The organism is Streptomyces sp. cg35, assembly GCF_050410835.1.
Classification (GTDB): domain Bacteria; phylum Actinomycetota; class Actinomycetes; order Streptomycetales; family Streptomycetaceae; genus Streptomyces.
The window spans coordinates 1,677,138-1,693,304 of sequence record NZ_CP191268.1 but is presented as its reverse complement, the minus strand read 5'-3'; the positions used below and the strand labels follow the sequence as shown (position 1 = coordinate 1,693,304).

11 protein-coding genes and 1 pseudogene are annotated in these 16,167 nt (G+C 70.9%); 4 read left to right on the top strand and 8 right to left on the bottom strand.

All coding sequences use genetic code 11. From position 1 onward, the window contains the following. Nucleotides 1–26: 26 nt before the first annotated feature. Entirely contained in the window at nucleotides 27–1,400 is a 1,374-nt protein-coding gene (locus tag ACQUQD_RS07990) for an amino acid permease (RefSeq protein WP_428951318.1), read from the top strand. Between the two features lie 15 nt (nucleotides 1,401–1,415). On the opposite strand, the gene ACQUQD_RS07985 is transcribed toward ACQUQD_RS07990, so the two are convergent. Continuing rightward, a complete protein-coding gene (locus ACQUQD_RS07985) occupies nucleotides 1,416–3,053 on the bottom strand; it encodes a DUF6345 domain-containing protein (RefSeq protein ID WP_428951317.1) in 1,638 nt (545 codons plus the stop codon). Between the two features lie 235 nt (nucleotides 3,054–3,288). Between ACQUQD_RS07985 and ACQUQD_RS07980 the strand changes: the two are divergent. From ACQUQD_RS07980 to dnaK, 3 genes and pseudogenes are all read left to right on the top strand, one after another. After that, nucleotides 3,289–3,738: pseudogene (locus ACQUQD_RS07980) on the top strand (VWA-like domain-containing protein); the annotation flags it as partial. Nucleotides 3,739–3,816: 78 nt separating this feature from the next. Next, the gene (locus ACQUQD_RS07975; protein ID WP_428951316.1) at nucleotides 3,817–4,242 is read left to right on the top strand and encodes an OsmC family protein; all 426 of its coding nucleotides are present in this window, start codon (nucleotides 3,817–3,819) and stop codon (nucleotides 4,240–4,242) included. A gap of 114 nt (nucleotides 4,243–4,356) precedes the next feature. Next, on the top strand, nucleotides 4,357–6,255 hold the full coding sequence (gene dnaK, locus ACQUQD_RS07970) for a molecular chaperone DnaK (protein ID WP_428951315.1): 1,899 nt from the start codon (nucleotides 4,357–4,359) through the stop codon (nucleotides 6,253–6,255). 6 nt (nucleotides 6,256–6,261) lie between these two features. Here dnaK and ACQUQD_RS07965 read toward each other — a convergent pair whose 3' ends face one another. From ACQUQD_RS07965 to ACQUQD_RS07935, 7 genes are all read right to left on the bottom strand, one after another. Continuing rightward, complete coding sequence (locus ACQUQD_RS07965) at nucleotides 6,262–7,122, bottom strand: helix-turn-helix domain-containing protein (RefSeq protein WP_428951314.1); 861 nt, start codon at nucleotides 7,120–7,122, stop codon at nucleotides 6,262–6,264. Between the two features lie 39 nt (nucleotides 7,123–7,161). Further along, complete coding sequence (gene narI, locus ACQUQD_RS07960; RefSeq protein WP_428951313.1) at nucleotides 7,162–7,884, bottom strand: respiratory nitrate reductase subunit gamma; 723 nt, start codon at nucleotides 7,882–7,884, stop codon at nucleotides 7,162–7,164. Continuing rightward, nucleotides 7,881–8,480, bottom strand: a complete 600-nt coding sequence (gene narJ, locus ACQUQD_RS07955; RefSeq protein WP_428951312.1) for a nitrate reductase molybdenum cofactor assembly chaperone — start codon at nucleotides 8,478–8,480, stop codon at nucleotides 7,881–7,883. The genes narI and narJ overlap by 4 nt, the downstream gene beginning before the upstream one ends. After that, nucleotides 8,477–10,093, bottom strand: coding sequence for a nitrate reductase subunit beta (gene narH / locus ACQUQD_RS07950; protein ID WP_428951311.1), 1,617 nt, complete (start codon nucleotides 10,091–10,093; stop codon nucleotides 8,477–8,479). Before narH ends, narJ begins: the two co-directional genes overlap by 4 nt. Before the next feature lie 3 nt (nucleotides 10,094–10,096). Then, nucleotides 10,097–13,783, bottom strand: a complete 3,687-nt coding sequence (locus ACQUQD_RS07945; protein ID WP_428951310.1) for a nitrate reductase subunit alpha — start codon at nucleotides 13,781–13,783, stop codon at nucleotides 10,097–10,099. 84 nt (nucleotides 13,784–13,867) lie between these two features. Further along, a complete protein-coding gene (locus ACQUQD_RS07940; RefSeq protein WP_428951309.1) occupies nucleotides 13,868–15,292 on the bottom strand; it encodes a PLP-dependent aminotransferase family protein in 1,425 nt (474 codons plus the stop codon). Between the two features lie 43 nt (nucleotides 15,293–15,335). Beyond that, entirely contained in the window at nucleotides 15,336–16,142 is an 807-nt protein-coding gene (locus ACQUQD_RS07935; protein ID WP_428951308.1) for a helix-turn-helix domain-containing protein, read from the bottom strand. Between the last annotated feature and the right edge of the window lie 25 nt (nucleotides 16,143–16,167).

Here is a 16,167-nt window from a genome sequence, read left to right as displayed (position 1 = left end):
AGCACGACCGAGAGGCGCACCACCCCATGCACGACACCGGATCCGCAGCAGCCACGGCTCCGGCCGGGGACGACGGCCAGGACAGCAGGCACGCCCGCAGGTTCGGTCTCCCCGTCGCCACGGCGCTCGTCATGGGCAACATCATCGGTGGCGGCATCTTCCTGCTCCCCGCCTCCGTCGCCCCGTACGGCACGATCAGCCTCGTCGCCTTCGGCGTCCTCACGGTCGGCGCCATCGCGCTCGCCCTCGTCTTCGGGCGCCTCGCGCACCGGCACCCGCAGACCGGCGGCCCGTACGTGTACGCCCGCGAGGCCTTCGGCGACTTCGCCGGGTTCCTCGCCGCCTGGTCGTACTGGATCACCACCTGGGTCTCGAACGCGGCGCTCGCCGTCGCCGCCGTCGGATACCTGGACGTCCTCCTGCCGATCCACGGCTCGACGTTCTGGACCATCGCCGCCGCCCTGGCCTGCCAGTGGCTGCCCGCGCTCGCCAACCTCGCCGGCACCCGCTACGTCGGCGCGGTCCAACTGGTCTCCACCGTGCTGAAGTTCGCGCCGCTGCTGCTCGTCGCCGTCGGCGGGCTGTTCTTCTTCGACGCGGACAACCTCGGCCCGTTCCGGGCCAGCGGCGACTCCGCGCTCGGCGCCGTCTCCGCGTCCGCCGCGATCCTGCTCTTCAGCTACCTGGGCGTCGAGTCCGCGTCCGTGAGCGCCGGCGAGGTCCGTGACCCGCAGCGCAACGTCGGCCGCGCGACCGTCCTCGGCACGGGCCTGGCCGCGCTGCTCTACCTGCTGTGCACGGTGTCGGTGTTCGGCACGGTCGCGCACGACGCGCTGGTGGACTCGACCGCGCCGTTCTCCGACGCCGTCAACGCGATGTTCGGCGGCACCTGGGGCGGCACCGCCGTCGCGATCGCCGCGCTCGTCTCCATGGTCGGCGCGCTCAACGGCTGGACGCTGCTCAGCGCCCAGACACCGTACGCGGCGGCGAAGGACGGGCTCTTCCCCACGGCGTTCGAGCGCAAGCGACGCGGCATCCCCACCTTCGGCGTGCTCGTCGCCGTCACCCTCGCCTCGCTGCTGACCGTCTACAACTACACCGCGGGATCGAGCGGGGTCTTCGAGACGCTCGTGCTCGTCACCACGTTCACCGCGACCGTGCCGTATCTGCTGGCCACCGCCGCGCAGATCTACTTCCTGCTGTCGGGGCAGGGCCACCGGGTCCGCCGGTCGCGGCTGGCACGGGACATGGTGCTCGCCGTCGCCGCGTTCGGGTTCTCCATGTGGCTGGTCGGCGGAGCCGGTTACGCGGCCGTGTACCAGGGCGTCCTGTTCCTCTTCGCCGGGGTGCTCGTCTACGCGTGGATGGCGGCCCGAAAGAAGCGGACCGCCACCCACTGACCCGACCCCCGTCGGTCACCTGGCGATGGGTGCGACGACCCACCGCAGCTTCTTGAACATGCTGTCCCGCGAGCCGAGTTCGATCAGCTTGCGGGCAGCCGGATAGGCCTCGTTGCCCTCGATCTCGTAACCGACCTCGAGCGTGCCCGGTACGTCCCTGACCTCCATCCGCGCCTCGATGTCGGCCGCCGAGTTCTCACTGTCCGCCGCCATCGCCGTCAGGTGCGCGATGCGCCGCTGCTGCGCCTCGTCGAGTGCCTGGCGCGGGTCCCGCGCGCCCGGCGACGCCAGGGCCTCGGGCCCCTTGCCGGACGGGGGCGCGACCGCCGAACTCGGCGTGCGGACCTCGCCGGTGGGCTGCCGTGTCGACAGCGTCGCCTGGACCACCGTGCCGTCGTTGTCGAGCGCGACACGGAACTCACCGCGGCCGGGCGTGATCACCGGTACGCCGTCGAAGACCTGCCGGAACGTCACGTGCGTCTGCAGCGACACCGGTTCGCCGAGCTCCGAACCGTCCTGCTTGCCGCTGTTCTGCATCAGGTCGTGCACCCCGTCGACGACCAGTTCGGCGCCGCCGGTCGCCGCCGCGTGCTGCGTGACGAACTGCTGGGCCAGCTCGACCGCGCGCGCGGTCGGCAGCTGCCGCGTGTTGCGGAGGTTGGCGTCGGCCAGCTTCACCCAGCGCACGCCCCCCGGCGCCGTCGACACGAACCGGTCGCCCGAGCTCGCGCCCAGCACGCCCTGCCGCTCGACGTGGATCTCCTGGAGCGCGGCCTGCGGGAAGTGCGCGAGCTGCGCCGTCCCGATGAGCTCCTGGCCCGGGTTGCGCGGCGCGAGCTGCACGATCTGCGGCTGCGCCGGCGCCTGCGTCAGCGGATCGCGCAGGCCCTCGCGCGCGTAGTACCAGCGCCACGCGTACCAGGTGTCGGAGACGTGCTCGCGGAAGAAGTTGCGCTCCCCGCCCAGCCGGTTGACGGCCTCGGCCCGGGTGGCACCCGTGGCGGCGACCGAGGGCGCCTGACCGTGGTAGATGTCCCAGCTCGCGTTGAGCCACGCGTCGCAGAACGTCTGTCCGGCCCGCCACTTCTCCCAGAACTTCCGGCCGTAGTCCGGACTGTCGATACTCGTCGTCTCGAACCCGAAGATCATCCGCGAGCCCAGGTTCGGGCCGGCCCAGGTACGGACGGGGGAGTGCCCGTCGAGGACGCGCAGCGAACTGCACGTGGACCAGAACACGTAGTTGGCCCGCTCGTTGCCGAACGCCATCCGGCGGGAGACCGCGTCCGAGCGGTTGTCCCACGTGGCGCCCAGCGGCGCGAAGAACACGCCGTTGTCGTCCATGCCGCCGTGGCCCGAGTGGTACACGGCGACCACGGCGTCCAAGCCGTACCGGTCCTGCCAGTTGTCGTAGGTCTCCTCGTACGCCCACACCTGCGCGCCCTCGTCCGCGAACCAGAAGTTGCGGTCGTAGAACTGCTGGAGGTACGCCAGCCAGCCGGTGGCGTCCTCGTGGGTGTGCGAGAGCGGGTTCTGGTTCACGAACTTCTGGATGCTGAACGCACCCCACCAGCCGAACGTCGCGTCACGGTCGGCCGCGCCGGGCTTGCCGGTCTCCAGCGGTGACGGACCGCGGTCCGAATAGATCATGCGCATGGCCACACCCCCTGCGGAACCCCGTGCGAATTCCCCTGGTCGGGGGCTCAAGGTGTCACCGCCGTGCCGTCTTGCCCAGCGCGCTTTTTGGCCATGGTGGCCACGTCACGGGCATCTCCCCGATCCCCTCGTGCCGCTGTGGTACCGGGACCTGCTGCTCGGTCTCGCGACCGTTCGGCCGGTCTTCTGCACGTACTGACTCCTGGGAGAAGGGGTGGGTGTTCAACCCCTCATCGGCGTGCCGCAGATCCGGGACGGCCGGTCGGTGGTCTGCCCGCCCGAGGAGATCGCCCGCTGCACCTTCGGTGTCGTCCTGGACACCTCGGGGTCGATGGGTCGCACCCTGCTCGGCAAGGCGCTGGGCGCCATCGCCTCGTACGCCGCGTCGCGCGACGTGCCCGCGGCCCGCGTGGTGTTCTGCGACGCGACACCGTACGACGCCGGGTACCTCCCGGTCGCCGAGATCGCGAGCCGGGTCCGGATCAGGGGCCGGGGCGGCACCGTCCTCCAGCCCGGCATCGACCTGTTGCGCCGCGCCGACGACTTTCCGCCGGACGCCCCCGTACTGATCATCACGGACGGTGACTGCGACGTGCTGCGGGTCCCGCGCGAGCACGCCTACCTGATCCCGCAGGGAGGACGGCTGCCGTTCACGGCCCGTGGCCCGGTCTTCCGGGTGCGCTGAGGCCGCATGTGGTCGGATGGTGGACGCAGGCAATAGGAACCGGTCCCGTCGCACGGGGCCGCACGGAAGGGAACCATCGTGGCAACCACGCGCTCCGCACACACCGTGTGGGAAGGCAACCTGCTCGAGGGCAACGGCGTCGTCACCTTCGACTCCTCCGGCATCGGCGAGCAGCCGGTGTCCTGGCCGTCCCGCGCCGAGCAGGCGAACGGGAAGACCAGCCCGGAGGAGCTGATCGCGGCCGCGCACTCGTCCTGCTTCTCCATGGCGCTCTCGCACGGCCTGGCCGGCGCGGGCACCCCGCCCACCCGGCTCGTCACCTCCGCGGACGTGACGTTCCAGCCCGGCGAGGGCATCACCGGCATCCACCTCACCGTCGAGGGCACCGTGCCGGGACTCGACGAGCAGGGCTTCACCGCGGCCGCCGAGGACGCCAAGAAGAACTGCCCGGTGAGCCAGGCGCTCGCGGGCACGACGATCACGCTGACGGCCAAGCTGGCCTGACCTCGCCGCCCAGCCCCCTTGACACGGGCCCGCTCAAGTTTTGTGCTGGATACCCGGACAACCCGGATTCCAGAACGACGTGAGCGGGCCTGTTTCTGTGAGAGGGGACGCGTCATGGCGCGTGCGGTCGGTATCGATCTCGGCACGACGAACTCCGTGGTGGCCGTACTGGAGGGCGGTGAACCCACCGTCGTCGCCAACGCGGAGGGCGCGCGCACCACCCCTTCCGTGGTCGCCTTCGCCAAGAACAAAGAGGTACTGGTCGGCGAGGTCGCCAAGCGGCAGGCCGTCACGAACGTGGAGCGCACCGCGCGCTCCGTCAAACGCCACATGGGCGACGGGAGTTGGCACTTCCCGCAGAGCGGCACCATCGACGGCACCCGCTACAGCGCCCAGGAACTCGCCGCCCGCGTGCTGCAGAAGCTCAAGCGCGACGCCGAGGCGTACCTCGGCGAGGACGTCACCGACGCCGTCGTGACCGTGCCCGCCTACTTCGACGACGCGCAGCGCCAGGCCACCAAGGAGGCCGGCGAGATCGCGGGCCTGAAGGTGCTGCGCATCATCAACGAGCCGACGGCGGCCGCCCTCGCGTACGGCCTCGACAAGGGCGACGAACAGACGGTCCTCGTCTTCGACCTGGGCGGCGGCACGTTCGACGTCTCGCTCCTGGAGATGGGCGAGGGCGTCATCGAGGTCAAGGCCACCAACGGGGACACCCAGCTGGGCGGCGACGACTGGGACCAGCGGCTCGTCGACCATCTGGTGCGGCAGTTCAAGAACGCGTACGGCATCGACCTCGGAAACGACAAGATGGCGTTGCAGCGGCTGCGCGAGGGCGCCGAGAAGGCGAAGATCGAGCTGTCGTCGTCGAGCGAGACGACGGTGAACCTGCCGTACATCACGGCGTCCGCGGAGGGGCCGCTGCACCTCGAAGAGAAGCTGACCCGGGCCCAGTTCCAGGAGCTGACCGGCGATCTGCTCGACCGCTGCAAGAAGCCGTTCCACCAGGCCGTGCGGGACGCGGGCGTCGACCTGTCCGCCGTCGACCACGTCATCCTCGTCGGCGGGTCGACGCGGATGCCCGCCGTCACCGACCTGGTCCGCGAACTGACCGGCAAGGACCCGCACAAGGGGGTCAACCCGGACGAGGTGGTCGCCCTGGGCGCCGCTCTCCAGGCCGGTGTCATCCGCGGCGACGTGAAGGACGTCCTGCTGCTCGACGTGACGCCGCTGTCCCTAGGCATCGAGACCAAGGGCGGCGTCATGACGCGGCTCATCGAGCGCAACACGACCATTCCCACCCGGCGTTCGGAGATCTTCACCACGGCCACCGACAACCAGCCGTCCGTCGGCATCCAGGTCTTCCAGGGCGAGCGGGACATCGCCGCCTACAACAAGAAGCTCGGCGTCTTCGACCTGACGGGTCTGCCGCCCGCGCCGCGCGGCGTCCCGCAGATCGAGGTCACCTTCGACATCGACGCGAACGGGATCATGCACGTGTCGGCGAAGGATCTCGCCACCGGGCGCGAACAGAAGATGACGGTGACCGGCGGCTCCGCCCTGCCGAAGGACGAGATCGACCGGATGATGCGGGAGGCCGAGGCGCACGCCGAGGAGGACCGGGCGCGCCGGGAGGCCGCCGAGGTCCGCAACGAGGCGGAGCAGCTCGTCTATCAGACGGAGCGGTTCCTGCGGGAGAACGAGGAGCGGATCCCGCCGGACATCCGCACGGAGGTCGCGGACGCCGCGGGGGACCTGCGGACCACCCTGGCCGCCGACCCGCCGGACACGAACGCGCTGCGGGACGGGATCCGGACGCTGGCCGCCGTCAGCCAGAAGGTGGGGCAGGCGATGTACGAGCGGACCGCCGGGGGCTCGCCGGGCGAGGAGACGCACGACGGCAAGGGCGACCGGGACGCCAGGAACGACACGGACCACAAGGACGACAAGGACGGCAAGGACGACGTGGTCGACGCCGAGATCGTGGACGACGACAAGGGAGCCGCCTCGTAGGACGGCTCAGATGCGCGCCCGCCACTTCTGCAGGATCTCCAGCGTCCGCTCGGCGCCCGCCGACTGGGCCACCAGGTGGTCCAGGACCTCCAGGTGCGTGCCCACCTCGTCGCGCGAGTCGAGATAGAGCGCCCCGGTGATGTACTCGCTGTACACCATGTCCGGCAGCTCCCGCACCGGGAAGCGGAACAAGGTGAACGGACCGAACGTACCGGGGTGCGGCCCGCTGGCGAACTCGGCTATCTGGAGCGTCACATGGGGCAGCTGGGCCGCTTCGACGAGACGGTCCAGCTGCCCGCGCAGCACGTCGGGGCCGCCCGGCGGGCGCCGCAGCACCGTCTCGTCCATGACGACCCACAGGCGCGGCGCGTCCTCCCGCGTGAGCAGCGACTGGCGGGCCATGCGCAGCGACACGTGCCGGTCTATGTCGTCGGGGGTGGAGCGGCCCACCGTGCCGGCGTCGAAGACGGCCCGCGCGTACTCCTCGGTCTGCAGCAGGCCCGGCACGAAGTGCGGTTCGTAGGCGCGGATCATCTCGGCCGCGCCCTCCAGGCTCACGTACAGGCTGAACCAGTCCGGCAGCACGTCGTGGAACCGCTGCCACCAGCCGGGCAGGTTCGCTTCCTCGGCGAGCGCGACGAACGCCTCGATCTCCCGCTCGGGGACCTCGTACAGCTCCAGCAGCATCTGGACGTACGGGATCTTGAGCGCGACCTCGGCCGTCTCCATCCTGCGGATCGTCGCCCCGGTCACCCGCAGGGCGCGGGCGGCCTCGTCCCGCTTGAGTCCCACGGCCTCCCGCAGATCACGCAGGCGGCGGCCGAGGACGACCTGGCCCACAGTCGGGGCGGGTCGTCGTTCACTCACGTCACGTCTCCCCACGTGCCGGTATACGACGAGCAGCGGCTATGAGCCGGTGCGCTCCCACCCCCGTCGTTCCGGCCGCGCGCCCAGGCGCCGCTGGTCGCGGCTGCGGTAGACGACGTACGGACGGAACAGGTACTGCACCGGCGCGCTGAACATGTGCACGAGCCGCGTGAACGGTACCAGTGCGATGAGTAGCATGCCCACTACCGCATGAATCTGATAGAGCACGGGCACGCCGTCCATCCGCCACGTGTCCGGGCTGAGCGTGAACAGGCTGCGGGCCCACGGGCCGATGGATTCGCGGTAGTTGTAGCCGTCGCCCGACGCGTGCGTGAGCTTGGCGACCATGCCCAGCACGATGGCCGCGAGCAGCACCAGGTACATGAGCTTGTCGTTGCGGGTCGTCGCCTTGAAGACCGGGGCCTTGGTGCGGCGCCGGTACAGCAGCAGGAGGATGCCGCAGACCAGCAGGATGCCGGCGAACGTGCCGCCGTACAGCGAGAACAGGTGGTACGTGTGCTCGCTGATGTGCACCTTCTCCGTCCACGACATCGGGACGAACAGGCCGATGAGGTGCCCGGCGAGGACGAAGAGGATGCCGTAGTGGAACATCGGCGAGGCGATGTTCAGCAGCTTCGACTCGTAGACCTGCGAGGAGCGCGTCGTCCAGCCGAACTTGTCGTAGCGGTAGCGCCAGATCGTGCCCGCGATCAGCAGGACGAAGGCGATGTAGGGCAGCGCGCCCCAGATCAGCGTGGTCACGGGGCGTGCTCCTTCTCGAGCAGAGGCAGCGCCTCATGGATGCCGAAGGGTTCCAGCCCGACCTCTTCGCGCGGCGGACCCGAGCGGGCCAGCGCGAGCGCCGCGGCACGGTCCTTGGGGGAGGGGCCGGGCAGCGAGCCGCAGACGGCGTTCAGCACGGTCGCGTACGGCGTGCCGTGCTCCGTGAGGGCGAGGCGCAGCAGTTCGAGGCCGCTGCGGTGCTCCTCCAGGAGGAACGGGCCGGCCTGCGCCGAGAACTCCAGGACCGCGGGCAGGAAGTCGGGGAGCTCCTCGCCGGTGAACTCCATGCCGTGCTCCCGGTAGACCTCCTTCATGCGCACCAGCGACATGCCGCGCCGCCGGGTGTCGCCGTCGCGCCACCACGTCAGGTACAGGCTGTGCCGGTTCTTGAAGTCGAAGACCTGGACGTAGTGGGCGGCGAGGTCGGCCAGTGGGGTGGCCTCGGCGTGGTCCACGAAGGGCGCCAGCCGCGGTGCCGCCGCTCGGACGAGGGGCAGCCGCTCGTACAGCTCCTCGTCGGGGTACGTGAGGCAGAGCGCGGCCGCCTGGTGGAGAAGCGCGTCGGGGCCGGTCATGGGCTCTCCTTCGGGTCGTCGGCGGTCTGGCGGCGCTTGGTGAGGTGGAAGGTCTCGACGGACACGACGGGCAGCAGCTTGCGGCCGCCGGTGGTGGTGTTGCCGGAGTCGCCGCCGAAGGGGCCCTCGCCGCCCATGCCGGGCCCGTCCTCGTAGTCGAGGCTGCACGAGTCCGGCAGCGCCGACTCCTCCAGGCGCTGCGCGTCACCGACCGCGGCGGTCGGGATCACGTACCGGTCCTCGTACTTGGCGATGGCCAGCAGCCGGTACATCTCCTCGATCTCCGAGGCCCCCATGCCGACCGACTCGGCGATCGAACCGTCGGGCCGGTCACCGAGGTTGATGGCCCGCATGTGCGAGCGCATCGCGGCGAGCTTCTCCAGGGACGAGCGCACCGGTGCCACATCGCCCGCCGTGAAGATCTCCGCCAGGTACTCCAGCGGAATGCGCAGGGTGTCGATCGCGCCGAAGAGGTTGGCGTGGTCCTCGCCGTCGTGACCGGTCTCGGTGAGCGCGTCGACGACGGGGGAGAGCGGCGGGATGTACCAGACCATCGGCATCGTCCGGTACTCCGGGTGCAGCGGCAGCGCCACCTTGTACTTGCTGATGAGCGCGTGCACCGGCGAGCGGCGCGCCGCCTCCATCCAGTCGAACGGGATGCCGGCCTCCTCGGCGGCCCGCTGCACAGCCGGGTCGTCCGGGTCGAGGAAGACCCCCAACTGGGCCTCGTACAGCCCCGTCTCGTCCTTCGTCTGCGCCGCCTCCGTCACCTTGTCGGCGTCGTAGAGGATCACGCCGAGATAGCGCAGCCGGCCCACGCACGTCTCCGAGCAGACCGTCGGCAGACCCACCTCCACGCGCGGGTAGCACATGGTGCACTTCTCGGCCTTGCCGGTGCGGTGGTTGAAGTAGACCTTCTTGTACGGGCATCCCGTCACGCACATCCGCCAGCCGCGGCAGTGGTCCTGGTCGACCAGGACGATGCCGTCCTCCTCGCGCTTGTACATCGCGCCCGACGGACAGGACGCCACGCACGCCGGGTTCAGGCAGTGCTCGCAGATCCGCGGCAGATAGAACATGAAGGTCTGCTCGAACTGGAACTTGACCTTCTCCGCGGCCTGTTCGCGGGTCTTCTGCACCATCGGGTCGAGATCGCCGTACTGGGTGGAGCCGCCCAGGTTGTCGTCCCAGTTAGACGACCACTCGATCTTCATCGGCTTGCCGGTGATCTGCGAGCGCGGCTGCGCCACCGGGTAGTCGTCGCCGAGCGGGGCGTCGGTCAGGTTCTTGTAGTCGTACGTCCAGGGCTCGTAGTAGTCCTTGATCTCCGGGAGCTTGGGGTTGGAGAAGATGCCCGCGAGCTTCTTGAAGCGGCCGCCGCCCTTCAGCTTCAGCGCGCCCTTCTTGTTCAGCTCCCAGCCGCCGCGCCACTTGTCCTGGTCCTCGTAGCGGCGCGGATAGCCCTGCCCGGGACGGGTCTCGACGTTGTTGAACCAGACGTACTCCATCCCGTTGCGATTGGTCCACGCCTGCTTGCAGGTGACCGAGCAGGTGTGGCAGCCGATGCACTTGTCGAGGTTCATGACCATCGCGATCTGAGCCATGATGCGCATGAGTCAGTACTCCACCTTCTGGCTGCGGCGCCGGATGACCGTCACTTCGTCACGCTGGTTGCCCGTCGGGCCGAGGTAGTTGAACGCCCACGACAACTGGGCGTAGCCGCCGATGAGATGGGACGGCTTGAGGATGAGCCGGGTGAGCGAGTTGTGGATGCCGCCGCGCCGGCCGCTGGTCTCCGCCTTGGGGACGTTCACCGTGCGTTCCTGCGCGTGGTGCATGTAGACCGTGCCGGCCGGCATGCGGTGCGAGACGATCGCGCGGGCCACGACGACACCGTTGCGGTTCACCGCCTCGATCCAGTCGTTGTCCTTGACGCCGATCGCCTCGGCGTCCTGCGGCGCCATCCAGATCGACTGGCCGCCGCGGGAGAGCGCCAGCATGAACAGGTTGTCCTGGTACTCGGAGTGGATGGACCACTTGTTGTGCGGTGTGAGGTAACGGACCGTCACCTCGTGTTCCCCGTCCGGGCCGAGCCGCGGCTCGCCGAACAGGCGGTTCATGTCGAGCGGCGGCCGGTACACGGGCAGCGCCTCGCCCAGCTCGTGCATCCAGTCGTGGTCGACGAAGAAGTGCTGGCGCCCGGTGAGCGTGTGCCAGGGCTTGAGGTGCTCGGTGTTCAGAGTGAAGGCCGTGTAGCGCCGGCCGCCGGACTCGCTGCCCGACCACTCCGGTGACGTGATCACCGGGACGGGCGCCGCCTGCGTGTCCGCGTACGTGATGCGCTTGCCCTCGTGCTCGGCGGCCAGATGCGCCATTTCCTGCCCGGTGCGGGCCTCCAGCGTGTGGAAACCCTGGGTCGCCAGGCGGCCGTTTGTCGTGCCGGACAGGGCGAGGATCGTGTTCGCCGCCTTGACGGCCGTGTCGAGCATCGGGCGGCCGTCGGCGGGGCCGCCGCGCACGACGCCGTTGCGCTCGCGCAGCTCGTCGACCTCCTGGTCGGGCTTGAGGGCGATTCCCTTGGCGGGCAGGCCCAGTTGCTCCACCAGCGGACCGAGCGAGGTGAACTTCGCGCCGATCGCCGTGTAGTCGCGCTCGACGACGACGAGGTTCGGCATGGTCTTGCCGGGGACCGGCTCGCACTCGCCCTTGCGCCAGTCCAGGACGACACCGCCGGGCTGCGCGATCTCACCGGGCGTGTCGTGCTGGAGCGGCGCCGCCACCAGGTCCTTGCGCACGCCCAGATGGTCCACGGCCAGTTCGCTCAGCCGCTGGGCGAGCGCCTTGAACGTGTCGAAGTCGGTGCGGGCCTGCCACGGTGGGTCCACGGCCGGCGTGAACGAGTGCACATAGGGGTGCATGTCCGTGGAGGACAGGTCGTGCTTCTCGTACCAGGTCGCGGCGGGCAGCACGACGTCCGACAGCAGTGTGGACGAGGTCTGCCGGAAGTCCAGCGAGAGCAGCAGATCGAGCTTGCCCTCGGGTGCCTCGTCGCGCCACGTCACCGTCGTGGGACGCTCGTCGGGCGCGGCCTCCTCGGCCCGCAGCGACGAGTGCGTGCCCAGCAGGTGCTTGGTGAAGTACTCGGCGCCCTTCGCGGAGGAGCCCAGCAGGTTCGCCCGCCACAGGGTCAGCACGCGCGGCCAGTTCTCCGGGGCGTCCGGGTCCTCGCAGGCGAACTTCAGGGTGCCCGCCTTGAGTTCGGCGACGGTCGCGTCGACGTCCTGCTCGCCCAGCTCCAGTGAACTGCGGTCGAACGTCGGATACGACGGCATCCAGCCCGAACGCGCCGACAGGGCGAGGCAGTCGGCGCCCGTCATCCCCTCGAAGGCGCCCTTGCCGAGCGGGGAGGCGAGCACGTCGGCGCCGAACTTGTCGTAGCGCCACTGGTCGGTGTTGGTGAACCAGTACGCCGCGCCGATCATCTGCCGCGGCGGCCGCGACCAGTCGTTCGCCGAGGCGAGCGAGGCCCAGCCGGTCGACGGACGGCACTTCTCCTGCCCGACGTAGTGCGCCCAGCCGCCGCCGTTGCGGCCCTGGCAGCCGGTCAGCTGGAGCAGGGAGAGGAAGCCCCGGTAGATCGTCTCGGAGTGGAACCAGTGGTTGGTCCCCGCGCCCATCAGGATCATGCAGCGGCCGCGCGACTTCTCGGCGGTGTCCGCGAACTCCCGAGCGATCTTGACGCACTTGGCGGCCGGAACGGAGGTGTGGATCTCCTGCCAGGCGGGCGTCCCGGGCGCGTCCGCGTCGTCGTACGAGGACGCCCACTCGCCCGGCAGTCCCTCGCGGCCCACGCCGTACTGCGCGAGCAGCAGATCGAAGACGGTGGTCACCAGCGGGCCGTCCTGCCCGCCCAGCCGGGTCGCCGGGACCCCGCGCCGCACGACCTCGCCGCGGCCCTGCCCGTGCGTGCCGCCGTCGGTGTCGAACCGGGGCAGCAGCACCTCCACCCCGCTCGCCACGTCACTGCCGTGCAGGCTCAACTGCGGCTTGATATTGCCCAGTTCGAGGTTCCACTTGCCCTTGCCGGACTCGGTCCAGCGAAAGCCCAGCGAGCCGTTCGGAACGGCCGGGCGGCCGGTCGCCTCGTCGAGCACGGCCGTCTTCCACTCGGCGCCCTCACCGCCCTGCCCGAGGTCCGAGGCCCGCAGGAACTTCGCGGGGACGTACCCGCCGTCCCTCTCCTCCAGCGTCACCAGGAACGGCAGGTCCGTGAACTTCTTGACGTAGTCCGTGAAGAACGGCGTCTCCCGGTCGACGAAGAACTCCTTGAGGATGACGTGCCCCATGGCGAGGGCCAGCGCCCCGTCCGTGCCGGGATGCGGGTGCAGCCACTCGTCGGCGAACTTGGCGTTGTCCGCGTAGTCCGGCGCGACGACCACGACCTTCTGCCCGCGGTACCGCGCCTCGGCCATCCAGTGCGCGTCGGGCGTCCGCGTGACGGGGACGTTCGAGCCCCACATCATCAGATACGCCGCGTCCCACCAGTCACCCGACTCCGGTACGTCCGTCTGGTCGCCGAACACCTGCGGCGACGCCACCGGAAGATCCGCGTACCAGTCGTAGAACGACAGCATCGGCGCGCCGATCAGCGACATGAACCGCGCCCCGGCGGCGTGCGACACCATCGACATTGCGGGGATCGGCGAGAACCCGGCGACCCGGTCCGGGCCGTGCGTCTTGATGGTGTGGACGTGCGCGGCGGCGACGATCTCGACGGCCTCGTCCCAGGTCGCCCGGACCAACCCGCCCTTGCCGCGGGCGAGTTGGTAGCGGCGCCGGCGCTCGGGGTCCTGCTGGATGTCGGCCCACGCGAGGACCGGATCGCCCAGCCGCGCCTTCGCCTCCCGGTACATCTCCAGGAGCACACCCCGGATGTACGGATAGCGCACCCGCGTCGGCGAGTACGTGTACCAGGAGAACGCGGCGCCGCGCGGACAGCCCCGCGGCTCGTACTCGGGCCGGTCGGGACCCACGCTCGGATAATCCGTCTGCTGGGTCTCCCACGTGATGATGCCGTCCTTGACGTACACCTTCCACCGGCACGACCCCGTGCAGTTCACCCCGTGCGTGGAGTTCACGACCTTGTCGTGGCTCCACCGGTCCCGGTAGAAGACGTCCCCGTCCCGGCCGCCCTTGATCCGCACGCTGTGCAGGTCGGCGGAGGCCGTGCCCTTCCGGAAGAACCGCCCGGCCCGCAGCAGCGCGGCATCCGGTTCGGTCGGGGTGCGCGTCGTGTCAGTCACCGTGTGTGCTCCCTCGCTGTCCGTCCTTCGTAAGCTAGGCGCGGGGGAGCGGCGGCACATGTCGTCGGGGGCCGTACGGGTGCTTCATGGGCGGGGCACGGAACGCTCCGCGCACTCCCGCAGCACCGGCAAGGCGGCTTCCAGCATGCCCGGCCCGTGCGCGAACGGCACCCGCAGCCGGTCCCGGAACCCGTCCACCGCCGAGAACGCCGGCCCCGGGACCACCGCCACGCCCCGGCGCCGCGCCAGTTGCGCCAGCGCCTCCGTGTCCGCGCCGGGCACGCGCACCCACAGCGCGGTGCCGCCCGAGGGCCGGTCCCACACCCAGTCCGGGGCCTGCTCGCGCACCAGGGCCTGCGCGGTCGCCAGCCGGCCGCGCAGGGCGGCGCGGCGTGCGGCACGGGCTTCGGGGAGGCGGGCGAGGAGCCGTACCGCGAGGAGCTGGTCGAGGACCGGGCAGGACAGGTCGATCGCCTTCTTGATGCCGCCCAGGCGGGCCACGGCCGTCGGTGACGCCCGCACCCAGCCGATGCGCAGGCCGCCCCAGAACAGCTTCGAGAAGGTGCCGATCGTGAAGTCCGAGGCGGGCAGCGGCACGGGCGGCGCCGCGTCGTCACCGGACAGCGAGAGCTCGGCGCACGAGCTGTCCTCGACCGCGACCAGGCCGTGCTCCGTCAGCGTCGTCGACCAGGCCTGCCGGGCGGCGCTGTCCCACGAGCGGCCCGTCGGGTTGTGCGCCGACGGCTGGAGGTAGACCAGACGCGGCCGCAGGCTCGTGCGCAGCAGCGCGCGCAGCGCCTCGACGTCCGCGCCGTCGCGGCCCGCGCCGGGCCGGTCCCCGCCCACCGGGACGAGGCGCGCGCCCCGCGCCCGCAGCGCTTCCAGGGCGCCCCGGTACGTCGGGTTCTCCACGACGACCGTGTCGCCGGGCTCGACCAGGGCCTGCGCGATCAGCCACACCGCCTGCTGCGAACCGGTGGTGACCAGGATCTGCTCGGCCGCCGTGGGCAGACCGGCCGACCGGTAGGACGCGGCGATGCCCTCCCGCAGCTCCGGGAGGCCGTGCGGGTGGTAGCCGTCGGTGGCCAGCGGCCCGTGCAGATCGGCGGGGCGCAGCGCCGCGAGGGCGTCCGCCACCAGCGGCAGACCGGGCAGCGCCCCGCTCGACAGGTCCAGCATGCCGGAGCGGAAGTCGAAGCTCGCCAGGCGGCCCTCGCCGCCCCGCCGGTCCGGCGCGCCCGGTCCGCGCAGCCGCGAGCCGCTGCCCCGCCGGCTCTCCAGGCGGCCGTCGCCCTCCAGGATCGCGTAGGCCGCCGTCACCGTGGAGCGGCTGACCCCGAGCACCGCGGCCAGCTCCCGCTGCGACGGCAGCACCGTCCCGGGCGGCAGGTCGCCGCGGTCGGCCAGTTCCGCGAGCGCCGTCGCGAGGCGCCGCGGCAGGGCGCCCGGACCGTCCGCCGCCCAGCCCGTGAGCAGCCGGGACAGACGCGGTACGGTAATTCGGCTCATACCGACATCTTCACGTATGTCGTGACCGTACGGCGGCGCGGGTTCAGCCGGCCCCGGACCGCAAGTACTTGGCCGTCGCCGGGTCGGCCGGGAGCAGCGTCTCGATGGCCAGCTCGGCGACCGTCACGTCCATCGGCGTGTTGAACGTCGAGATCGACGACACGAACGACAGCACGTGCCCGTCGTGCTCGATCACCATCGGCAGCGCGAAATAGGGCACCGGCTCCGCCGGCTCGGCACCCCCCGCGTCCGGCGGGACCGGATACGCCGCCACCTCCTCGTACAGCTCGCGCAGCGCCTCCGAACGCGCCAGCGCGATCTGCCGCTCCATCTGCGCCAGCAGATGCCCGCGCCACTCGCGCAGATTGCGGATCCGCGGCGCGAGTCCCCGCGGGTGCAGGGTCAGCCGCATCGCGTTCAGCGGCGGCACGAGCAGCTCCTCGGGCAGCGACGCCAGCAGCGCCGCGAGGCCCTGGTTCGCCGAGACCACGGTGTACGTCGCGTCGACGATCAGCGCCGGATACGGTTCGTAGCCGCGCAGCAGCCGCTCAAGACCCTCGCGCAGGGCGCCCATCGACGGATCGTCCAGCGGGGTCTGCGTGAACCGCGGCGCGTAACCCGCCGCCAGCAGCAGGGCGTTGCGCTCCCGCATCGGCACGTCGAGGTGCTCGGCGAGCCGCAGGACCAGTTCCTCGCTCGGCCGCGAACGCCCCGTCTCCACGAAACTGATGTGCCGCGCCGACGAGTCCGCCCGCAGCGCGAGCTCCAGCTGGCTGACCCGCCGCTGCTCGCGCCAGCCGCGCAGCAGACGGCCCACTTCGGAGGGGTTCTTGCGCGCCGCAGTCGTCATGGGAAGACCGTAACCCGGTGGTGAT

Bases quoted from the DNA above. Each gene is read 5' to 3' on its own strand.
- ACQUQD_RS07990 (WP_428951318.1), top strand. From the start codon at position 27: ATGCACGACACCGGATCCGCAGCAGCCACGGCTCCGGCCGGGGACGAC.
- narJ (WP_428951312.1), bottom strand. From the start codon at position 8,480: ATGACCGGCCCCGACGCGCTTCTCCACCAGGCGGCCGCGCTCTGCCTC.
- ACQUQD_RS07940 (WP_428951309.1), bottom strand. From the start codon at position 15,292: ATGAGCCGAATTACCGTACCGCGTCTGTCCCGGCTGCTCACGGGCTGG.
- ACQUQD_RS07935 (WP_428951308.1), bottom strand. From the start codon at position 16,142: ATGACGACTGCGGCGCGCAAGAACCCCTCCGAAGTGGGCCGTCTGCTG.
- ACQUQD_RS07985 (WP_428951317.1), bottom strand. From the start codon at position 3,053: ATGCGCATGATCTATTCGGACCGCGGTCCGTCACCGCTGGAGACCGGC.
- narH (WP_428951311.1), bottom strand. From the start codon at position 10,093: ATGCGCATCATGGCTCAGATCGCGATGGTCATGAACCTCGACAAGTGC.
- dnaK (WP_428951315.1), top strand. From the start codon at position 4,357: ATGGCGCGTGCGGTCGGTATCGATCTCGGCACGACGAACTCCGTGGTG.